The sequence below is a fragment of the Sulfurimonas sp. HSL-3221 genome (assembly GCF_021044585.1).
GTDB lineage: Bacteria > Campylobacterota > Campylobacteria > Campylobacterales > Sulfurimonadaceae > Thiomicrolovo > Thiomicrolovo sulfuroxydans.
This window is the reverse complement of sequence record NZ_CP087998.1, coordinates 1242698-1263735: the sequence shown is the minus strand read 5'-3', so window position 1 is coordinate 1263735 and position 21038 is coordinate 1242698. Positions and strand designations below refer to the sequence as shown.

Here is a 21038-nt window from a genome sequence, read left to right as displayed (position 1 = left end):
CATAAAGTATAATCCCCACTTAACTCAAAAAACCCACGAGGCCTGGCCCACCCCGATGGAGGGGATAAGCCGATACGCCCCAATATTACTTATTCCAGGAGCTTTTCACCCGATGACCGCAAAAGAACTCAATAAAGCCCTTGAAACCCTTTTTGTCGAACACCAATCCGAGAATTGTATCACCTACGAAACGATCGCGGAGCTTTTTGAGAAGAATCCGACATCCGCCCAGGCAAAAAGCATCCTGAAACTTGCCGAAAAGAACAAACGCTGCCTCTATACCGCTTCGGAGCACGCCAAGCTCATGAACGAGCAGGAAGCCGAAGCGCGGCGCGATGCTCAGCGCAAACTGATCGAAAACGCCAGCGGCGAGGAGTTCGACATCCTCAAGCAGCACGAGCTGATGGAGTGGTCCCGCTCCGATTCGCCGGTACGGATGTACCTGCGCGAAATGGGACAGATCCCGCTCCTGACCAAAGAGGAGGAGATCGAGATCTCGAAAAAGATCGAATTCGGTGAGAGCATCATTATCGACGCGATCTGTTCCGTCCCCTACCTGATCGACTTCATCCTTGACTATAAAGAACCGCTCATCAATCGCGAACGCCGTGTCAAAGAGCTCTTCAAAAGCTTTGAAGACGAAAAAGACGACGGCGACGGCGACGACGACAATGACAGCGATGACGATGAGGGCGGCGAAAAGAAGGTCAGCGCGAAAGATAAAAAGCGCGTCGATCTCGTCGTCAGCAGCTTCAAGGCCCTCGAAAAAGCGAAAAAAGAGTGGCAGAAAGCCTCCGAAAAACTGCCTGAAGGCGTCGAGAACGGCGACATGAACGAAGAGATCGTCCACTTCTTCCTGACGGCAAGCTTCAAAAAGAAGATTCTCAAAGAGAAGCTGCTTGACCTCGGACCGACGTCCAAGCTGATCAACGAGCTCGTCAAATCGATGGAGACCTCCCTCAAGAGCGACGAAGGGTTTGAAAAAGAGCTCAAGCGCCTCGAGTACAAGCTTCCGCTCTTCAACGATCTGCTCCGCAAGAACCACAGAGAGATCCTCGATAACATTACAGAGCTCTCCAAAGAGGATATCGCGGCACGGGTCCCCGAAGCGACCATGGTCGGCACCTATATGGAGATCAAGAAGCTGATCCAGACCAAAGAGGCCTCCAAGGGCGGCTTTAATATGGAACCGGAAAAGCTCTCGGACATCCTCGAGCAGATCAAGCGCGGTAAGGCGATCTCCGAGACGGCCAAGACGCGGATGGCGAAATCAAACCTCCGTCTCGTCGTCTCCATCGCCAAGCGCTATACCAACCGCGGCCTCCCCTTCCTCGACCTGATCCAGGAGGGGAACATCGGTCTGATGAAAGCCGTCGACAAGTTCGAGTACCAGAAAGGGTACAAGTTCTCCACCTATGCTACCTGGTGGATCCGGCAGGCGATCAGCCGCGCCATCGCCGACCAGGCGCGTACGATCCGTATCCCGATCCACATGATCGAGACGATCAACCGTATCAACAAGATCATGCGCAAATACCTGCAGGAGAACGGCAAAGAGCCCGATGTCGAGACGATCGCCGAAGAGGTCGGCCTCTCCGTCGAGAAGGTCAAGAACGTCATCAAGATCACCAAAGAGCCGATCTCCCTCGAGGCACCGATCGGTAGCGAAGAAGACGGCCGTTTCGGCGACTTTATCGAGGACCGCACCTCCCTCTCGCCTTCCGACGCGATCCTCAAAGACGACCTCAAGGTTCAGATCGAAGGTGTGCTCGAGCAACTCAACGAGCGCGAAAAAGCCGTTATCAAGATGCGCTTCGGGATCATGGACGACGAAAGTGACCGTACCCTTGAAGAGATCGGCAAAGAGCTCAATGTCACCCGCGAACGCGTCCGCCAAATCGAAAGCAGCGCGATCAAAAAGCTCAAGCACCCTAAAGTCGGCCGCAAACTCAAGAACTATATCGAGGAATAATGACCTTCGAACAGCAGTGGATCGAATACGATTTCAACCCCTATATTCTCTTCAGCGCCTCAGGCAAGGTCCTCTCCGTCAATGCGGAGGGACAGTACCTGCTCGGTGCCGTCGACCGTCTGACGCTTTTTGAACTTGCCACGACCTACGCCAGCCCCTCTTTCGGGTTTAAAACGACCTTTATGGAGCTGGAGTACGGCCGCTTTAAAATCTTCGGGATCATGGTCGGGTACGTCAACGAAGAGGAGATCGGTATCCGCTTTTTCCAGACCCCCTCTTTCCAGTTCTCACGTCCGGAGATCGAAGGCGAGCTGGTCAACATCTACTCGCTCATCGACCTCTGCATCGCGACGAACTCCATCGGAAACAAGTCGGCCTTCCACAAGGACCTGGACCCGACGATGCCCGAAACGCGTCTCAACACCGACCAGTTCATCCGCCTGCTCAACAAGATGTACGAATCCTTCGGCGGCAGTGAAACGATCACGACGAAACTCGCCTTCCGTATCGGGGAGTACATCCTCTATGAGGAGAAAAAGTACACCTTCTTCTCCCTCAAGGTGAGCGGAAACGTTTTTGACGAAGTCTACAAGTCGGCGATTGAACAGATGTGTAAGAAGAACCACCTCTTCTGCGAGGTGGGCAAGAAATCCGTCACGGTCAACATCCCCATTATTAACCAGTAGACGGTCAATCAGCGGGAGGCAAAAAGCGCCTTGCCGCTCAAAAACCCCGCCACGATCCCCGCTGCCAGTCCCGGTAGGAAATACCAGAGTGAAAGCATATTGTTGTTTTTAAGGGCGATAAACCCGAGGACCAGAATGCCGTACGGTACGAGGCGGTAAACGGAGAGCAGTGCCGGCGTCGATTTGGAGACGTTGCGCACGGTCGCCTTGCTCGCCTTCAGTCGCGCCTTCTCCTCCTTAATGACATCCTTGAGCGGCTTCTCCTCCTCAAACTCCTCTTCGCTTTCGCTGTAAAGGTCATAAGGGTCGTCGATCTTCTCGACGAGATCATCCTGGTGCACTGCCGTCTCGTTTTCGAGGTTGCGCTGCACGAGTTTGCGGTAGCTGTAAAGCGAACCCAGCAGGATCAAAAACGCGGAAACGAACGCGATCTGGGCATTGAGGAAGGCCGCCTTGGAGACGGCGAGCAGGCCGTACAGAAGGATATGAACGGCGAGGAAAGGACTAATAGTGCTTCGCAGCGTCGTCATCGTCATCGTCGTCGTCACCTTCCAGGGTTTTGGGGTTGTAGCGCGGATTTTTGGAGAGCTCTTCGAACTCTTTATACTGTTTCGAGTAGGCCTTGAAGACGTTCAGGAAGGCCGCGGCGATCCCGATGACGACGCCGACCCAGAGCAGCCAGGTAATGCCCGTCAGCTTTTTGAGACCGATACCGAGCGCCACCCCGATCAGCACGGCCACGACCATCGAGATACCGAGCGAGAGCGTTTCCGCCCCCTCGACAATCGGCTTGAGGCGCGGCTTGCGCTCTTCGGGTTCTCCGTTCTCCGGGGTCAGGCCCGTCAGGTGCTTGTCCGCCATCAGAGCGCCTCCATCACTTCATCCGCCGCGCTGATCGTTGCCTCGATCATCTCGTCGGTGATCTGCGTACAGATAAAGCCTGTCTCGAACTGCGAACAGGCAAAATAGAAGCCACGCGACAGCATGCCGGCGTGGAAAGCAGCGAAACGCTCCAGATCCGACGCCGCCGCATCGTCAAAGTTCTTAACCGGTTTGTCATTGAAGAAGAAGCCGAACATCGAACCGCGCACGTCCGTCTTCAGGGCAATACCGTGCTTGTCCGCCACTTCTGCAAACCCCTCCATCAGGCGTTTGGCACGCGCTTCGAGCACGCTGTAGAGCTTGGCGTTGCTGCGGAGTTTGCGCACGGCGGTGATCCCCGCCGCCATCGCTACCGGGTTGCCGCTGAGCGTTCCCGCCTGGTACACTGGCCCTTCCGGGGAGAGCTTCGCCATAATCTCGGCCTTGCCGCCGAAGGCGCCGACCGGCATCCCGCCGCCGATGACCTTGCCCAGCGTCACCATATCCGGTGTCGTCCCCGTGATGGACTCGGCACCGTGCAGGGTCGCGCGGAAACCGCTCATCACCTCGTCGAAGATCAGCAGCGCACCGTGGGCGTCGCAGAGCAGGCGCAGTTCCGCCAGGAACTCCTTGTCCGCGGGGACAAGCCCCATGTTGCCGGCAATCGGCTCAATGATGATACAGGCGATGTTGTCCGAATCCTCGAAGCATTTGCGCACGCTCTCGATGTCGTTGTATTTGGCCAGGAGGGTATGCTTGGTAAAGTCCGCCGGGACGCCCGGGGAGCTCGGGTTGCCGAAGGTCGCGAGGCCCGAACCGGCCTGCACCAGCAGGGCGTCGCTGTGACCGTGGTAGCATCCCTCGAACTTAACGATGTCGTCTTTGCCGGTATAGCCGCGCGCCAGGCGGATGGCGCTCATGACCGCCTCGGTCCCGCTGGAGACGAAACGGACTTTGTCGATGCTCTCGAAAATCCCGATGACCTCTTTGGCCAGTTCGCTCTCGGAAAGCGTCGGCGCCCCGAAACTGAGGCCATGGCGGACCGCGTCGCAGACCGCGTTCTCGATCGCTTCGTCGCGGTGGCCGAAGATCAGCGGTCCCCAGCTCTGGACATAATCGACATAGGCGTTGCCGTCGATATCGTAGAGGTGAGCGCCCTCGCCCTTTTCAATAAAGAGCGGGGTTCCGCCGACGCTTTTAAAGGCGCGTACCGGCGAATCCACACCGCCGGGAATCAATGTCTGTGCTTCTTCAAATGCCTGAATCGAGGATGTAATGTTCATTGACCGTCCGTGAAAGGGGCGCTTACGCGGCGCTGTCGCGCAAAAGCCCCTGAATTTTCCCGCCATTATAGCAAATGGGTTATAATTCCCCCACTTTACACATTGGCCGACACACCCTGCCTCGGCTGGAAGGAAACACCGACCCGATGAGCCGAAGTACCGCCGCCCTCATCATTGCCGTACTCTTTCATCTGCTCATCCTGCTGCTTTTCCTGCTGCTGGGCTACATTTTCGTCACCGAACCGGTCGAGCCGAAACTCCAGGAGCACCGCATCAAGGTCTCGCTCAAGGAGCGCCCGAAAGCCAAAGCAAACGCCGCGCTCCCGAACAAGCGCCCGCCGGCGGAGAAGATACCGCCGATGCCCAAAGGTAAGCAGCTCGAAAAACTTCCCCAGGCCCAACCGCTCCCGCAACCGCAACAGCAGCTGCCCGTCACGCAGCCGACGCCGGTCAAACCACAGCAGAAGATCCCGACCCCCAAGAAGATCGCCGAGCCGCAGAAACGGGTCGCCAAAACGGAACCCGTGCCACCGGAAAAGCCCTATATCCCTTTTATGAAAACACCCGAACCGAAAACGGCCGAGGCCAATGCCACCGCGGTGCCGACGGAACATAAAAACCTCTTTGCCAAACTGTCACAGAAACAGAAGAACGTCGAACAGAAAACTGCCGCCAAATCAGCGAATGCCCGGCGCGAAAGCCGTATCCCGGACGATATCCGCGAGGCCTACGGCGATGCGTTCGGAAAACTGAGCGAAGGGGAACAGAAGTACCTGCTTGACAACCAGGAGATCATGCGCAGCCTCACCCAGACCCAGCTCAACGCCACCGGCAGTACGATGATCCCCAATAACATGCGTGTCAACGACTACAACATCGTCGAGTTCTACCTCCACCCCGATGGCAGAATGACCGATTTCCGCACCGTGCGCAACAGCGGCTTCTTCCTCCTTGACGAGGTCACCAAGGAGACAATCGAATCGGTCTATTGGAAGTACCCACGGCCCGAGCAAAAAACGCTGGTACGCTACAAATTCGGCTACTACCTGCGCGGCTATTAAGCGCTGCGCTCCCGGGCCGTTTCCCCAAGCGCTTCTTTGCGCGTCGTAACGTCGACGATCTTCGTGACCATCAGGTCCGAGGTGACGTTAAGGGAGGTGCGGAACATGTCCAGTACCCGGTCGACGGCGACAATAAGGCCAATATAGTCCGCCGGCAGACCGATCTGGTTCAAAATAACGACCATCATCACCAGCGAGGCGCTCGGCAGCGCCGCGACACCGACGGAGAGGGCCACGACAGTCACCCCCAGCAGCACCTGGTCGCCGAAGGAGAGCTCCACCCCGGCGAGGGTCGCGATATAGAGCACCGCCACGACCAGGTAGGCCGCCGTCCCGTCCATGGAGACCGTCGCGCCCAGCGGCAGCACGAACCCGGCGCTCTCCCGGCGCACCCCGCCCTTCTGCTCGCTCACCTCGATGGAGACCGGCAGTGTCGCCGCGCTGGAGGCAGTGGAAAATGCAAGCAGAATCGCTTCCTTGACCTGTCCCATATAATGGTAGGGGTTAACGCGCGCGAAGAAGGCGACAAGCGACGGCAACGTCACCAGCCCGTGCAGCAGAATCACTCCGATGACGACAAGCATATATTTCCAGAGCCCGAGAATGACGTCAACCCCCTCGTCGGCAACGACATAGGCGATCAGGCTGAAGACGCCCAGAGGCGTCAGTTTGATGACCCATTCGGCCATCTTGAGCATCGCGTTGTTGACGCCCGTAAAGAAGTCGAGCATCAATCCCTGGTGGTGGTCGCTGAGATAGAGACTGGCGATCGCGAAGAGGATGGAGAAGACGATCACCTGCATCATCGCCCCGTTCGTCAGGGAGGCGAAAACGTTCGTCGGGATGAAGCCAAGCAGCATCGCTTCGAATGAGAAGGGTTTGATCTCGTGCGCCTGCGCGAACGCGACCCCTTCGGCGGAGACCGCTTCGCCAATGCCGAGAACGTTCATGACGACGATCGCCAGCAGGACTGAAAGCGCCGTCGTGAGCAGGTAGAGACCGATAGTGCGCAGCCCCATATTCTTGAGATGGTGCAGCGTCCCCAGCCCGGCGATGGCCACGAAGATGCTGGCGAAGACCAGGGGGACGACGAGCATTTTCAGCAGGGCGACGAACATCTGGCCGATGATCCGCTGCGCCAGGGCCAGTTCGGGGAAGAACGCGCCGAAAAGCGCTCCCAGAACGATCCCGGCAAGGATGAGCCCGTTCGTCGACGCGAGCGCCGCGCGCAGCTGCGTCACTCCGTACCCTTCAGCAGGGCGAGCGCCCCCTTGTAGATCGGTTCGTCGACGAAACCGTACACCTCGTGCGTGAAGCCCGTCACCCCTTTGGCGCGTTCGGCCTCGAAAAGGGCGACGATCTCCCGTGCCCGCAACAATGCCGCCTCGTCCCGGCCGAAGGCCGCCATCACCTGTTCGGCCTGTTTCGGCGCAATGCACCCCTTGGCGTCGAACCCCATTTCCCTTTCCAGTCCGAGCCAGGCGGCAAAGCCCGCTTCATTGCGGTAATCCTGGTAGACGAAGGAGACGGGTTTGACGCCGAGGGCGCGACAGGTGACGAAGAAGTGCGACAGCAGGTAACGCAGGGTCGGGTTTTCCGGGGCGATCAGCGCCTGGTCGAGCCCCAGGTCGGCGAAGAGGTCAAGGATGCCGAGGTAGAAGGTGCAGACCCGCGGATCGGTCCGTAAGCTTGCGAGGGCGAGCCACGCCTCCTTCGTCTCAATGGAGAGGTGGACTTCGATCGGTGCGGGTACCAGTGAAACGATCCGCGCCACCTCCTCCGCCGTACGGACCTTCGGGACGCGGATGGCGTCGGGCATATAAGGGGCAAGAAAAGCGATCTCCTCCATCCCGCCCTCGTCGAGGGGGTTGACCCGCACGACCAGTTTCTTGCTGCTTTGCGGCAGCCGGGAAAGCGCGAGGGCACACAGACGCAGCGCCACCGGCTTTTGTTCGGCCGACACCCCGTCTTCGAGGTTGAACATTACTGCGTCGGCGGACAGCTGCGGGATCTTCGAGAGATGCTTGACGCGGTGGGCGGAGAGCATCAGCGGCGCGTGAAATGCGGCAGAACCGTTCAGGGTACGGCGCCGCGGTGAGAGCAGCGCGTCAAGGGCGGCGATGTCGAGGGTCTCCGCGGCCCGCTCCAGTTCGGGAAGATCAGTTTGGAACATTGGCATCCTTTGGGTGCAGGTAACGGTAGAGGGTATGGCGCTCCTCCTCGGTCAGGAAGTAGCGCGGCATCCCTTTGACGCGGCCGTTGAGGGCCCGGTCGAAATCCTCGAAGCCGATAACGTTGATCGCCGGAGCGGTAAACGATTTGCGAACACCCTTGTCGGTATAATGGGCGATCACCTTCCCCTCGCCGTGTTCGCCGTGGCAGAGATTGCAGCCGATCCCCCTCGGATTGTGGTAGAGCTGCGCGGCGTATTCCTGCGGGGTGATGAAGGACTCCTCCGCCGCAAGCAAGGTCGCCAAAAACAGGAGCCAACGGGCCATTAAAAGCACCTTTTTATTGAAGTAGGGGTATATTATCAAAAAAATTATTAGGTCAGTTGAAATGCAGATACTCGACGGAAAAGCGCTTTCCAAGAAGATTGAAGAAGGTGTCGCCACCGCGGCTTCCGAACTCAAGGAACGGACCGGTCGCGTCCCGGGCCTCGCCGTCATCCTCGTCGGCAACGACCCCGCTTCCCATGCCTACGTCGGCATGAAAAAGAAGGCCTGCGACCGCGCCGGTTTCTACTCCGTCACCCACGAAATGCCTGAAACGATCTCCCAGGAGGCGATCGAACAGACCATCGAAATGATGAACGGCAACCCCAACATCGACGGTATCCTCGTCCAGCTCCCGCTTCCGCCGCATATTGACACGACCCGCCTGCTCGAACTCGTCGCCCCGCACAAGGACGTCGACGGTTTCCACCCCTATAATGCCGGCCGCCTAATGACGGGGCTGGACGGCTTCGTCCCCTGTACCCCGCTGGGCGTCATGGAGCTCTTCGCCGAGTACGAGATCGACCTCACGGGCAAAGACGCCGTCGTCGTCGGCGCCTCCAACATCGTCGGCAAACCGATGGCGGCCCTGCTGCTCAACGCCAACGCGACCGTCACGATCACCCATATCCATACCAAAGACCTCAAAGCCCATACCCGCAACGCCGACATCGTCCTGGTCGGGGCCGGGGTCATCAACCTGATCAAGGAGGATATGGTCAAAGAGGGGGCCATTGTTATTGACATCGGTATCAACCGCGCACCGGACGGCCGCCTCGTCGGTGACGTCGATTACGAAAACGTCGCGCCGAAATGCTCCTACATCACCCCGGTGCCCGGCGGAGTCGGCCCGATGACCATCGCCATGCTGCTGAAAAACACCCTCAAAGCGGCCGAGATGCACGCACAAGAGCGCCAATGAAGACGAAGGTCAAACACGCCGCCAAAGCGGCCTACCGCTTCTCCAACAGCTGGACGGGAACGGTCATTATCGTCCTCTTCGTCATCTTTTTCGTCGCCCAGGCGTTCCGCATCCCCAGCGGTTCCATGAAAGACTCCCTGCTCATCGGCGACCACCTCTTCGCCAAAAAGTTCGCCTACGGCATCTCTACCCCGCACATCCCGTTCCTGGAGATCCCGCTTATTCCGGGCACCGACGGGCACATCATCGACGGCGACACGCCTCAGCGCGGGGACATCGTGATCTTCCGCTACCCCAACAACACGACCCTGCACTACGTCAAACGCTGCGTCGCGACCCCGGGGGACGAGCTCTTCGTCTTCAACAAGGATCTCTACCTCCACCCGGTCGAAGGGGACGAGTATATTCGCCAGCACTACACCTTCACCCACGAACTCAAGGAGTTCGACGGCCGTCTCTGGGTCAAGAACCCCTACATGAAGGATCATCCGGGCATCCACCACGATCCCTCCATCATTGATGACGGCCGCTACCCACAGCCCATCTTCAATTTCGGACCGGTCCAGGTACCCGAAGGCCGCTACTTCATGATGGGCGATAACCGCGATCACTCCAACGACAGCCGCTTCTGGGGCGCCGTACCCTACGGCCTTGTCGAAGGGACGCCGTGGTTCATCTACTTCAGCATGGACGACAACTACGAGATCCGCTGGGACCGCATGTTCAAAACCCCCGAGGACCTCGAACAGTCCCCCTACCTGGAGCGCGCGGTCGCCGAACGCCAGCGCGAAGAGGGCCAAGACCGTGGACTCTATTGATCTGCTGAAAATCGCCGCGGCCGTCATTGCACTGGCCATTGCCATTATCGGCCACGAGATCATGCACGGCTGGGTCGCTTACCGCTACGGCGACACGACGGCCAAGCATGCCGGGCGCCTCTCCGTCAATCCGCTGATCCACATCGACCCCATCGGGACGATCCTTGTGCCGCTGATGATGTATTTCATCCCCGTGCTGCTCGGCATGGGCGGCGGGTTCCTCTTCGGCTGGGCCAAACCGGTACCGGTCAACATGCGCACCGTTATCACCAACGGCGGCTACAATGCCGCCATGCAGGTCAGCCTCGCCGGCATCGCCTACAACTTCGCCCTGGCCTCCCTCTTCGCCGTCTTGCTGACAGGGATGCACCAGCCGGTTCAGAGCGACGGACTGGGCTATATTTTCCTCTACCTTATCGTCATGCAGCTGGTCTTTATCAACGTGCTGCTCGCCGTCTTTAACCTGCTGCCGATCCCGCAGTTTGACGGGGCGCATTTTTTAATGTTCCTCTCACTCAAACTCGGCCTAAACAACATCGCCATGTGGTTCCAGCGCCTGGAACCCTACGGTATGTTTATCGTCATCATCATCTTGATCACGCCGCTGAGAGAGTATGTACTTTTCATGCCCGTCCAGTACGTGCTGCATCTGCTATTATCTTAAACCGAAGGAGTACTCCATGAAATTCTACATTGCTACCGACCACGCCGGACTCGACCTTAAAGACTACACCGTCGAACTGCTGAAAGCCAAAGGCCACGAGGTCGTCGATCTCGGTCCCCACAGCAAAGACCGCGTCGACTACCCCGACTTTGCCGTCAAAGTCTGCAACGCCGTGCTCACCGACGAGGAAGATGCCGACGGTATCCTGATCTGCGGTTCGGGTCTGGGGATGAGTATGGCCGCCAACCGATTTTCCGGCATCCGCGCGGCTCTTTGCCACGACGCCTATACGGCGACCATGGCCCGCGCGCATAATGATGCCAATGTCCTCTGCTTCGGCGAGCGTGTCGTGGGCCGCGGGGTCGCGGAATCCATCATCGACGCCTGGGTCGCGGGCGCCTTTGAGGGCGGCCGCCACGCCGGACGCGTTGCAAAGATCGAAGCCGTCGGCGGCTGCTCGGCCTCACTGTAAGGCCGTCCATGTCCCTGACCGTCGATCAAAAAGCCCTGATTGAAAGTGCGATCCGCGATATCCCCGACTTTCCCAAGCCGGGCATCATCTTTAAAGACATCACGACGCTGCTGAACAACGCCGAGGCGTTCAGCACGCTGATGACGCATCTCAAGACGCGTTACGAATCCTACAACCTTGATTTTGTCGCGGGGATCGACGCGCGCGGCTTTATTTTCGGCGCGGCCCTGGCGCAGATGCTGGGTGTCGGTTTCGTCCCCATTCGCAAGAAAGGAAAACTCCCTTCCACGACCGTGTCGGAGAAGTACTCCCTCGAATACGGTTTTGACGAGGTCGAAGTGCATATGGACGCATTCGGCACCGACAAAGGTGCCAAGGTCCTCCTCATCGACGACCTGATCGCCACGGGCGGAACGGCGAAGGCCGCAGCCTCCCTGATTGAAAAAGTCGGCGCACACTGCGTCGAAGCCTGTTTTATCCTCGGGCTTGAGTTCCTGCCGGGCATCGACAGCCTGACCGAGCTCACCCCCGTTTATACCGTTATAGGAGTGGATTGATGTACATCCCCGAACCCTCCACGTTCGATCCCGATACCAACGGCCATTTCGGCATCTTCGGCGGCCGCTATGTTCCCGAAACCCTGATGCCGGCCCTGCTGGAGCTTGAAAAAGCGTATGAACAGTACCGTTTTGATGAAGCCTTCTGGAGCGAGGTGGACGGCTACCTCAAAGACTATGTCGGCCGTCCCTCCCCGCTCTATTATGCGGCCAATGTCTCCGAAGAGCTCGGCGCGAAGGTCTACATCAAGCGCGAGGACCTGAACCACACCGGTGCGCACAAGGTCAATAACGTCATTGCCCAGGGGCTGCTGGCGAAGAAACTCGGCAAGCAGAAGGTTATCGCCGAAACCGGCGCGGGGCAGCACGGGGTCGCCACGGCGACGATCGCCGCCCTGCTGGGGCTCGAGTGCGAGATCTTCATGGGAGCCAAGGATGTCGCCCGCCAGGAGCTCAACGTCTTCCGCATGAAACTGCTGGGCGCCAAGGTCCATGCCGTCGAAAGCGGGTCGCGTACCCTCAAAGACGCCATGAACGACGCCATCCGCCACTGGGTCACCCATGCCCGCGACACCTTCTACATCATCGGCACCGTCGCCGGACCCCACCCCTACCCGATGATGGTCCGTGACTTCCAGGCGATCATCGGCTGGGAAGCCCGCGCGCAGATCCTGGAAAAAGAGGGCCGCCTCCCCGACACGGTCGTCGCCTGCATCGGCGGCGGCTCCAACGCCATCGGCATGTTCCAGCACTTCCTCGAAGACAAAGAGGTGCAGTGCATCGGCATCGAGGCCGGCGGTCTGGGGACCGAGACGGACAAGCACGGCGCCTCCCTGCTCAAAGGGCGCCCCGGGGTCCTGCACGGCCAGATGAGCTATCTGCTCCAGGATGCCGACGGCCAGATCCTCGAAGCGCACTCCATCTCCGCCGGTCTGGACTATCCCGGGATCGGGCCGGAACACGCTTTCCATAAGGAGAACGGTACGGTCGCCTACGACACCATCACCGACGATGAAGCCCTGGAAGCCTTCGTCTGGCTCAGCCGCAAGGAGGGGATCATCCCGGCCTTCGAGAGCTCCCACGCCGTCGCCTATCTGAAGAAAATGCCCGACATTGCCGGGAAGCTGGTCATCGTCAACCTCTCCGGCCGTGGGGACAAAGACATGATCCAGGCCAAAGACATGCTACACTTCGATTAAAGGGGACGCATGGAAGCCTATTTACTGGAACTGCTGCAGGAGTACGGTTACATCATCCTTTTCGTCTGGAGTATCCTCGAGGGGGAGATGGGCCTACTGATGGCCGGCATCATGGCAACCACGGGACATATGAACGTCCCCATTGCCATCTTTGTCGCCGGGCTCGGCGGTTTTGCCGGCGATCAGATCTACTTCTATATCGGCCGTTTCAACAAAGGCTTCATCCAGCGGAAATTCCATTCACAGCGCCGCAAGTTCGCTATTGCCCACCTGCTGCTTAAAAAGTACGGCTGGCCCCTTATCTTCGTACAGCGCTACCTCTACGGACTGCGCACTGTCATCCCGATGAGCATCGGGATCACAAAATACTCCTCGAAAAAATTCGCCTTTATCAACCTGCTCAGCGCCTGGGTCTGGGCGGCGATCACGATTATCCCCGCCTACCTGCTGGGGGAACAGATCTTGCAGGTGCTCGAGTGGGGAAAAACACACTGGTATTTTGCCCTACCGCTCGCCGGTGCCGCGCTGTACGGCATCACGACCCTGTTCAAACGAATCGAAAACCAAATGCTGGAGAAACAACATGCTCGTCAAGCTCGAAACGCAACCCGTTGAATCCATCGACGCGGCCCTTACCGTTACCCTTCTGACGCCGGAAACACTGGCGTCGCACCCGAAAAAATCCGTTCTCGAACAGGCCGGATTCGAGGCCAAAGAGGGACAGACCTGCATGCTGCACGAAGGGGCTGAATACGTCGCCGCCGTCACGGCGTTTGAACCCGACGCTCTCCGCGACGCGATGGCTGCTGCCGCCAAAAGCATCAGCGGGTTTGCCTATGAGAGCGCCAAAATCGCGCAGTACGGCCTTGAAAACGCCGCCGCCCTTGTCGAGGGTATTGTACTGGGGAGCTACAAATACACGCGCTACAAATCCGACGCCAAACCCTCCAAGCTCAAAACCTTTTACGTTGCCGGTGCGAATTACGACGGCAGTGCACTCGATGCCGATGCTCTGAAAACCGCCGTCGACGGCGCCGTTATCCTTGCGACAGCCACGAACTTCGCCCGCGACCTCGTCAATACGACCCCCGACGACATGGTCCCCGCCGACCTGGCCATCATTGCCCAGGATCTCGCTGACGCCAACGACCTGGGCTGCGAGATCTTCGACGAGCACGCGCTGGAAGAGGAGAAGATGCAGGCGATGCTGATGGTCGCCCGCGCCTCGGCACACAAACCCCGCATGATCCATCTCTCCTATGTTCCGGAAAACCCTGTGGCGACCGTCTCGCTCGTCGGCAAAGGGCTCACCTACGACAGCGGCGGACTGAGCCTCAAACCCTCTACGTCCATGGTCACGATGAAAATGGACAAGGCCGGCGCCTGTGCGGTGCTTGGGATCATGAAAGCCGTCAGCGAGCTGAAGCTGCCCGTCGCTGTCCACGGCTTTGTCGGGGCGGTGGAGAACATGATCGGCGGCAACGCCTACAAGCCCGATGACGTCCTCTTCGCCCGCAACGGCAAGACGATCGAGGTACGCAATACCGATGCCGAGGGACGGTTGGTCCTTGCCGACGTCCTCTCCTACGCCCAGGACAATGTCGAAGCGGACTACCTCTTCGACTATGCGACGCTGACCGGCGCCTGCGTCGTCGCACTCGGTCCCTATACGACGGGCATCATGGGCCACAGCAGCGCCCTCAAACACACCATCTACGGTGCGGCGGAGCGCGCGGGGGAACTCGTCGGCGCGCTGCCTTTCAACCCGCATCTGAAAAAAGCCCTCAAAAGCGAAATCGCCGATGTTAGCAACATCAGCAACATCCCCTACGGCGGCGCTATTACGGCGGCGATGTTCCTTGACCACTTCATTACCGACGGGATGAAAGAGAAGTGGATGCACTTCGACATTGCCGGTCCGGCCTACACGGAATCCGGCTGGGGCGTCAACCCCCACGGCGGAACCGGTGCCGGTGTTCGCACGACCGTCGCCCTCCTGCGCACGCTAGCAGAAAAGTAGGCGCTTCCCTCACCTTCCCGGCAAACAGGTTCGTTTGTCAGGAACCATTCATAAACAGCAGCAGCAATCCCAGCATAATCCCCGCCGCACTTGCCGCTGTCGAGAGTATTCCATCACTTCTGACCACGCTCCAGAGCTCCATGAGGTTTGAGGTGAGGAACTCACGGATGCCCGTAGAGGTCTCTAGGGTTTCCTCTGCAGTGCCGGTGTCTACAACCATTTCCGGCTGTTCCGACGCTGACAGCGCGATTGAAGCGAACGCGTTAGCTTCATAAAAAACAGCCGTCATGCCCGCGACGATTGCGAATAGTGCAATTGAAATGATCCAGTGGCGCTCCATGGGTCTACTTTCGATGGAATTGACTTCGATTCAAAGCCGACAGTAGTCTAACGTCATTTCGTTACAAAATAATTAATTTTAAATATTTAATCACCATACAACACTGCCATATCTTTTTCCAAGCCCCTATAACACCTGCTCCGCTTCATTTCCCGCGATGTAGCAGAATGAGTATGTTTGCATCTTCGATAACGATCACTGTACAATTACTTGACACTGGAGAAAGAGATGCTCAAACCCGACAGACCTGATTGGCATGACGTTGAGGGGCTGACCGACACCGAGGCGGCGGCACGGCTGCGCATTGATGGGTATAACGAAATACCGGGTGCGCGACGGCGCACATTGACCGTGATCGTACGCGACGTTATGACCGAGCCCATGTTTATTCTGCTACTGGCTGCAGCAGCGATCTATTTCCTCCTGGGGGACAACGCCGAGGCTTCCATTCTCCTCAGTTTCGTCATCGTTGTCATAGGGTCAACCGTTTATCAGGAACATCGCACAGAGCGCGTCCTGGAAGCCCTGCGGGATATGACGAGTCCCCGCGCTCTGGTTGTACGCGGCGGCGGGCAACAGCGTATCCCCGGACGCGAAGTGGTGCGGGGCGATATGCTTGTTCTGGTCGAGGGAGACCGTGTCCCCGCTGATGCCGTCATCCTGGCACAGCGGAACCTTCAGGTCGACGAATCCCTATTGACCGGCGAATCGGTCCCTGTCGGAAAGCGTCATTGGTTGGAGGGGGATCTACGCCTTCAACCCGGGGGCGAGGATCAGCCCTATGTCTACTCCGGCACCCTTGTTGTACAGGGAATGGCCATTGCGGAGGTCAACGCTACCGGTCCAAAAAGCACCATTGGCACCATCGGAAAGTCCCTGCAGGGCATCGAGACCGAGAAAACCCCGCTGCAGCGTCAGACGGGAAAGATGGTGCGTCTGCTCGCCGCTCTCGGTCTGCTACTGTGCGCCCTGCTCATCGTCGTCTACGGCTTGACGCGCGGCGACTGGCTCGACGGCCTGCTCGCGGGGATTACCCTCGCCATGGCAACGCTCCCCGAAGAGTTCCCCGTCGTCCTCACCGTCTTCCTCGCACTCGGGGCCTGGCGTATTTCCCGGCGCCGCGTGCTGACCCGCCGCGTTCCGGCGATCGAAACCCTCGGTTCGGCAACGGTTCTGTGCGTCGACAAAACCGGTACGCTGACGCAAAACAGCATGAACGTCCATACGATTGTCACCGGCGAAGCGCTCTTCCGCGTCCCCGACGTAACAGACACGGCTCCGTTGCCCGAGACTTTTCACGAACTGCTCGAATTCGGGATCCTTGCCAGCGAAGCCGACCCCTTCGATCCGATGGAAAAGGCGATGCACGCCCTCGCGCAACGCTATCTCTCCGGTACAGAGCACCTGCACGACGACTGGGAACTGGTCTACGAGTATCCCCTGTCGGCCGAAATGCATGCCATCTCCCATGTCTGGCGCTCCACCCACGGTGACGAGTACGTCGTTGCCTCGAAAGGTGCGCCCGAATCGATCGCGGACCTTTGTCATCTCGATGCTGCATCGTCAGCGCAACTTGCGCAGCAGGTCGAAGCGCTTTCATCGCAAGGCCTGAGGGTGCTCGGTGTCGCGGACGCCCGCTACTCCGGCAAAGAGTGGCCGAGCATCCAGCACGACTTCGCCTTTCGTCTGCTCGGCCTGATCGCCCTTGCCGACCCGTTGCGCCTCACTGTGCCTTCTGCTATTGCCCGGTGTCATGCCGCGGGGATACGTGTCGTCATGATGACCGGGGACTACCCCGGCACTGCACGTACCATCGCCCGGGAGGCAGGGCTGAGAGCCGATACGCTGATGACGGGAAGTGAAATCGACGGCTGCGACGAAGCGGAGCTGGCCGCGCGCATAAGAACGATCAATATCTTTGCACGGGTCGTGCCCGAACACAAACTCAAAATCGTCAACGCCCTCAAAGCTGACGGTGAAGTCGTGGCAATGACTGGTGACGGTGTCAACGACGCCCCGGCACTCAAGGCATCCCATATCGGCATCGCGATGGGCGGACGTGGGACGGATGTCGCGCGCGAAGCCGCTTCGCTAGTGCTGCTTGACGACGATTTCACCTCCATTGTCGAGGCCGTCCGGCTGGGCCGGCGTATCTACGACAATCTCCGCAAGGCGATGGCCTATATTCTTGCCATTCATGTTCCGATCGCCGGCATAGCACTGCTGCCTGTCTTTTTCGGATGGCCCCTGATCTTTTTTCCGGTCCATATCGCTTTTTTACAGTTTATCATCGATCCGGCCTGCTCCGTCGTCTTCGAAGCGGAACGGGAAGAGACCGATGCCATGCTACGCCCTCCACGTCCTCTGGACGAGCCGCTTTTCGGCGTGTGGAACCTTGGACTAAGCCTGCTGCAGGGCACCGGTGTGCTCATTTGGGCAATTGCCCTCTACGGTATAGTCCTGTCCCGCGGCGCCACGGCGGAGGATGCAAGGGCACTGGCCTTCACGGCGCTGGTCATAGCCAACATCACGCTTATTTTTGCCAACCGATCCTGGAAGCGTACGCTCTTCGCATCCCTGCATATCCCGAACCGCGCCGTTTGGTGGATTACCGGTGGCGCTCTCCTCTTTTTGGCACTCGCGCTCTTCGAGCCACAGCTTCGCCAACTCTTCCGTTTCGGGGAGCTAGACATCGCAGGCCTTCTGCTGGCCGTCGTTGCCGGTATCGCCAGTGTCGCCTGGTTCGAACTTTTCAAACTGCTTCGCGGCATCCGCTTCTCCTAGGGCCGCCACGAAAGCTTCGCTCTTCCCCTAACCCGTCCCTAACCCCCGAGAGAGTACAATGTCGGACTTATTCTTACAGACAGGAAACCACTATGGGATTAGCCATCGGACTCGTCGGGCTGCCGAACGTCGGAAAATCAACTACTTTTAACGCGCTGACCAAGGCGCAGAACGCGGAAGCGGCCAACTACCCCTTCTGTACCATCGAACCGAACAAGGCGGTCGTCCCCGTCCCGGATCCGCGCCTGGACGCCCTGGCCAAGATCGTCAACCCCGAGCGCATCCAGCACTCCACCCTCGACTTCGTCGACATCGCCGGCCTCGTCAAGGGTGCCAGCAAGGGTGAGGGTCTGGGAAATAAATTCCTCGCCAATATCCGCGAAACGGAAGTGATCCTGCAGATCGTGCGCTGTTTCGCCGATGAGAACGTCGTCCATACCGAAGGAAGCATCGACCCGCTCCGCGACGTCGAGATCATCGAGACCGAACTGATCCTCGCCGACGTCGAAATGCTGCAAAACCGCATCGAACGCCTCAAAAAGCAGGCCAAAGCGGACAAGAAGGCGCAGGCGATGGTCGACTTCGCCCAGACCCTGCTCGACCACCTCGACCAGGGCAACCTTGCCCGCAGCTTCCCCGACATCGAGGATGACCGTTTCGCCGAACTCAACAAGGATCTGCGCCTGCTGACGGCCAAGGAGATCATGTACGGCGCCAACACGGATGAAGACGGCCTGCTTGAGGACAACGAGTATGTTCAGCGTCTCGCGGCCCATGCCGAATCACAGAACTGCGAAGTCATCAAACTCTGCGCGAAGATCGAGGAGGAGCTGGTCGGTTTGGAAGACGAGGAGCGCGACGAATTCCTCCGCGACCTCGGCGTCGAGGAGTCCGGACTGGAGCAGATCATCCGCAAAGGCTTCGATAAACTGGGGCTGATGAGCTACTTCACCGCCGGCGTCAAGGAAGTACGCGCCTGGACGATCCGCAAGAACACGACGGCGCCCAAGGCTGCCGCCGTCATCCACAACGACTTCGAAAAGGGGTTTATCCGTGCCGAGGTGATCGGCTACGAGGACTTCGTCGCCTGCAACGGGGAGGCCGGTGCCAAAGAGGCCGGTAAGATGCGCCTGGAGGGCAAGGAGTACATCGTCCAGGACGGCGATGTCATGCACTTTAGGTTTAATGTTTGACGGTTGACTAAGTGCACACGTGCACTTCCGTTTCAACGTATAAAAGAGGGGTTCCCCTCTATACCCACTTCCCCCGGAACAGGCCCGTTTTACGCGGGATATCCCCTCCCTTTAACACTCCCTTAACACTAAGCTATTAAAATTACATTCTTAACTTAAAAATAATTTAATTATATGATGTTTGTCATCAACGCAGGGATTCAATGGTAGATCATATCAAACGCGACCGAAACGACCTCTACGGCATGCCGCTGCTCGGTTACCTCTTCAAGAACCAACGCTTTCTTTTTCTGTTGCGGCTGGCCGTGACGGCCCTCTTCTTTTACGCGATCGCCCTGGGGTTCGCCGTTCCCGGGAAAGAGAACCTCTATACGCCGGCCCTCTTCTGGGGGATTTTCTGGTCGCTCTTCATTGTCGTGTCGCTGCCGACCTTCGGGCGCATCTTCTGCGGTATCTGTCCCCACCGATTCCTGGGGCACTACCTCACGAAATTCGGCCTGAAAAAGCGTATGCCCAAATGGCTTGAGAACCGTTTCATCGGCGTGACGCTGCTCATGGTCGGCTGGTGGGGTGTTTACTACAGCTTCCCCTCCGCGTACCATACCCCTTTCGGTTCGGCCGTGCTCTTCACCGTCATGACCCTGCTCTCTTTTGCCTTCTATCTCGTCTATAAAGAGATGAGCTACTGCAAATACATCTGCCCCATCGGCACCCTGACCAGGGCCTATGAGAAGCTCTCCTTCACGTGGCTGGGGACCAACCAAAGCGCCTGCAGCGAGTGCAAAACCTTCGACTGTGCCAAAGCATGTACACACGGCCTGAGTCCCTTCAACTTTGACAAAAAGAACTCGATGGGAGACTGTACCCTCTGCATGGACTGCTCGGCCGCCTGCGAAGCGGTCAGCTTCCGCCTGACCAAACCCTCGTTTTCGCTCTTTTCACACTTCAAGATCGAAAAAGCGGAGGTCTGGGCCTATATTCTGATCGTCGCGGCCATCCCCATTACCATGGCGTTCCACCACGGCATGGGACGCAGTGCGATCGCCGACGAATTCATCTGGGCGAAAACGGCGGCGGCGCTTCAGGGGATCGCCGGCCTGGGCGGTATGGACACTGTCGGACTGTTCGCCTTTTTATACGCCGTGCTCTTCTCGGTCGTCATCACCGTTGCAGGCATGTTCGTCGCGTCCAAAATCCTTCAAAAAGAGTACAGCACCGTTTTCTACACCCTCGGGTACGCCTTCGCGCCGCTTTTCATCTTCGGGTCGCTTTCGCATACGCTGGAGATGTTCTTTGTCAGCGGGATGGAGAAGATCGTCGACGGGTTCGCCTACGGCTTCGGCGTACAGAGCGACTTCACCTCGCCGGCAAGCCGAAAGGATGCATGGGTGCACCTCTTCTCGTATCTGCGGTACGTCGGGGTGGCCTGGGCCCTCGTCATCCTCTACAAGCGTATCAGGCTGATCGAGGCGAAAAAGCGCGCCAAAATCCTGGCCTTCCCGTTTGCGGCATCGCTGATTATCTTTTTTGTCGCCGTCAACCTCTACCGGGGCTACATCCTCGACACCTACGGCCGTGCGCAGCGCGGGCACCACAGCGCCCCCGCGGAAAAGCCGTCTAAAAACGCACCGCAGGCAATGCGTGTGACGGCCGAACCTGCCGCAGAACACCCTGCAGGCAGGCTGTAGACCCTGCCCCGCCGTGGCAAACC

The 21038-nt window shown here is 58.5% G+C and carries 21 protein-coding genes; 14 read left to right on the top strand and 7 right to left on the bottom strand.

The window, feature by feature from the left end; all coding sequences use genetic code 11:
- The first annotated feature begins 112 nt into the window (after window positions 1-112).
- Both rpoD and LOH54_RS06390 read left to right on the top strand, forming a co-directional pair.
- A complete protein-coding gene (gene rpoD, locus LOH54_RS06395) occupies window positions 113-1972 on the top strand; it encodes an RNA polymerase sigma factor RpoD (RefSeq protein WP_231021208.1) in 1860 nt (619 codons plus the stop codon).
- Window positions 1972-2658: a hypothetical protein gene (locus LOH54_RS06390; protein WP_231021207.1), complete on the top strand. Its 687-nt coding sequence runs from the start codon at window positions 1972-1974 to the stop codon at window positions 2656-2658. The genes rpoD and LOH54_RS06390 overlap by 1 nt, the downstream gene beginning before the upstream one ends.
- Window positions 2659-2666: 8 nt before the next feature.
- On the opposite strand, the gene LOH54_RS06385 is transcribed toward LOH54_RS06390, so the two are convergent.
- The 3 genes from LOH54_RS06385 to hemL are packed head-to-tail and all read right to left on the bottom strand — an operon-like array spanning window position 2667 to window position 4802.
- Window positions 2667-3194 carry a hypothetical protein gene (locus LOH54_RS06385; RefSeq protein WP_231021206.1) on the bottom strand — a complete coding sequence of 176 codons (528 nt, stop codon included), beginning with the start codon at window positions 3192-3194 and terminating at the stop codon, window positions 2667-2669.
- Window positions 3163-3519, bottom strand: a complete 357-nt coding sequence (locus LOH54_RS06380) for an AtpZ/AtpI family protein (RefSeq protein ID WP_231021205.1) — start codon at window positions 3517-3519, stop codon at window positions 3163-3165. Before LOH54_RS06380 ends, LOH54_RS06385 begins: the two co-directional genes overlap by 32 nt.
- Window positions 3519-4802 carry a glutamate-1-semialdehyde 2,1-aminomutase gene (gene hemL / locus LOH54_RS06375; RefSeq protein WP_231021204.1) on the bottom strand — a complete coding sequence of 428 codons (1284 nt, stop codon included), beginning with the start codon at window positions 4800-4802 and terminating at the stop codon, window positions 3519-3521. Before hemL ends, LOH54_RS06380 begins: the two co-directional genes overlap by 1 nt.
- 146 nt (window positions 4803-4948) lie before the next feature.
- Here hemL and LOH54_RS06370 point away from each other — a divergent pair, with 146 nt between their 5' ends.
- Window positions 4949-5863 carry an energy transducer TonB gene (locus LOH54_RS06370; protein ID WP_231021203.1) on the top strand — a complete coding sequence of 305 codons (915 nt, stop codon included), beginning with the start codon at window positions 4949-4951 and terminating at the stop codon, window positions 5861-5863.
- Here LOH54_RS06370 and LOH54_RS06365 read toward each other — a convergent pair.
- The 3 genes from LOH54_RS06365 to LOH54_RS06355 are packed head-to-tail and all read right to left on the bottom strand — an operon-like array spanning window position 5860 to window position 8361.
- On the bottom strand, window positions 5860-7104 hold the full coding sequence (locus LOH54_RS06365; RefSeq protein ID WP_231021202.1) for a dicarboxylate/amino acid:cation symporter: 1245 nt from the start codon (window positions 7102-7104) through the stop codon (window positions 5860-5862). The two genes, LOH54_RS06370 and LOH54_RS06365, sit on opposite strands and share 4 nt — an antisense overlap.
- Window positions 7101-8036 carry an HpcH/HpaI aldolase/citrate lyase family protein gene (locus LOH54_RS06360; protein WP_231021201.1) on the bottom strand — a complete coding sequence of 312 codons (936 nt, stop codon included), beginning with the start codon at window positions 8034-8036 and terminating at the stop codon, window positions 7101-7103. Before LOH54_RS06360 ends, LOH54_RS06365 begins: the two co-directional genes overlap by 4 nt.
- Window positions 8023-8361, bottom strand: coding sequence for a c-type cytochrome (locus LOH54_RS06355; protein WP_231021200.1), 339 nt, complete (start codon window positions 8359-8361; stop codon window positions 8023-8025). The genes LOH54_RS06360 and LOH54_RS06355 overlap by 14 nt, the downstream gene beginning before the upstream one ends.
- Before the next feature lie 61 nt (window positions 8362-8422).
- Between LOH54_RS06355 and folD the strand changes: the two genes are divergently transcribed.
- The 8 genes from folD to LOH54_RS06315 are packed head-to-tail and all read left to right on the top strand — an operon-like array spanning window position 8423 to window position 15010.
- Window positions 8423-9280: a bifunctional methylenetetrahydrofolate dehydrogenase/methenyltetrahydrofolate cyclohydrolase FolD gene (gene folD, locus LOH54_RS06350; protein ID WP_231021199.1), complete on the top strand. Its 858-nt coding sequence runs from the start codon at window positions 8423-8425 to the stop codon at window positions 9278-9280.
- Entirely contained in the window at window positions 9277-10098 is an 822-nt protein-coding gene (lepB, locus tag LOH54_RS06345) for a signal peptidase I (protein WP_231021198.1), read from the top strand. Before folD ends, lepB begins: the two co-directional genes overlap by 4 nt.
- Complete coding sequence (locus tag LOH54_RS06340; protein ID WP_231021197.1) at window positions 10085-10762, top strand: site-2 protease family protein; 678 nt, start codon at window positions 10085-10087, stop codon at window positions 10760-10762. Before lepB ends, LOH54_RS06340 begins: the two co-directional genes overlap by 14 nt.
- Window positions 10763-10778: 16 nt before the next feature.
- Window positions 10779-11234 carry a ribose 5-phosphate isomerase B gene (gene rpiB / locus LOH54_RS06335; RefSeq protein ID WP_231021196.1) on the top strand — a complete coding sequence of 152 codons (456 nt, stop codon included), beginning with the start codon at window positions 10779-10781 and terminating at the stop codon, window positions 11232-11234.
- Window positions 11235-11242: 8 nt separating this feature from the next.
- Entirely contained in the window at window positions 11243-11791 is a 549-nt protein-coding gene (locus tag LOH54_RS06330) for an adenine phosphoribosyltransferase (protein WP_231021195.1), read from the top strand.
- Window positions 11791-12990, top strand: a complete 1200-nt coding sequence (trpB, locus tag LOH54_RS06325) for a tryptophan synthase subunit beta (RefSeq protein WP_231021194.1) — start codon at window positions 11791-11793, stop codon at window positions 12988-12990. The genes LOH54_RS06330 and trpB overlap by 1 nt, the downstream gene beginning before the upstream one ends.
- 9 nt (window positions 12991-12999) lie before the next feature.
- Window positions 13000-13605 carry a DedA family protein gene (locus LOH54_RS06320; RefSeq protein WP_231021193.1) on the top strand — a complete coding sequence of 202 codons (606 nt, stop codon included), beginning with the start codon at window positions 13000-13002 and terminating at the stop codon, window positions 13603-13605.
- Entirely contained in the window at window positions 13574-15010 is a 1437-nt protein-coding gene (locus LOH54_RS06315; protein ID WP_231021192.1) for a leucyl aminopeptidase, read from the top strand. The genes LOH54_RS06320 and LOH54_RS06315 overlap by 32 nt, the downstream gene beginning before the upstream one ends.
- A gap of 37 nt (window positions 15011-15047) precedes the next feature.
- Here the strand turns inward: LOH54_RS06315 and LOH54_RS06310 are convergent, their stop codons facing one another.
- Window positions 15048-15350: a hypothetical protein gene (locus tag LOH54_RS06310; protein WP_231021191.1), complete on the bottom strand. Its 303-nt coding sequence runs from the start codon at window positions 15348-15350 to the stop codon at window positions 15048-15050.
- Between the two features lie 210 nt (window positions 15351-15560).
- Here LOH54_RS06310 and LOH54_RS06305 point away from each other — a divergent pair, with 210 nt between their 5' ends.
- The 3 genes from LOH54_RS06305 to LOH54_RS06295 all read left to right on the top strand — a co-directional run bounded on the left by LOH54_RS06305 (window position 15561) and on the right by LOH54_RS06295 (window position 21015).
- A complete protein-coding gene (locus LOH54_RS06305; protein WP_231021190.1) occupies window positions 15561-18134 on the top strand; it encodes a cation-translocating P-type ATPase in 2574 nt (857 codons plus the stop codon).
- Window positions 18135-18226: 92 nt separating this feature from the next.
- Window positions 18227-19327 carry a redox-regulated ATPase YchF gene (ychF, locus tag LOH54_RS06300; protein ID WP_231021189.1) on the top strand — a complete coding sequence of 367 codons (1101 nt, stop codon included), beginning with the start codon at window positions 18227-18229 and terminating at the stop codon, window positions 19325-19327.
- 203 nt (window positions 19328-19530) lie between these two features.
- Window positions 19531-21015 carry a 4Fe-4S binding protein gene (locus LOH54_RS06295; protein WP_231021188.1) on the top strand — a complete coding sequence of 495 codons (1485 nt, stop codon included), beginning with the start codon at window positions 19531-19533 and terminating at the stop codon, window positions 21013-21015.
- Window positions 21016-21038 lie beyond the last annotated feature (23 nt).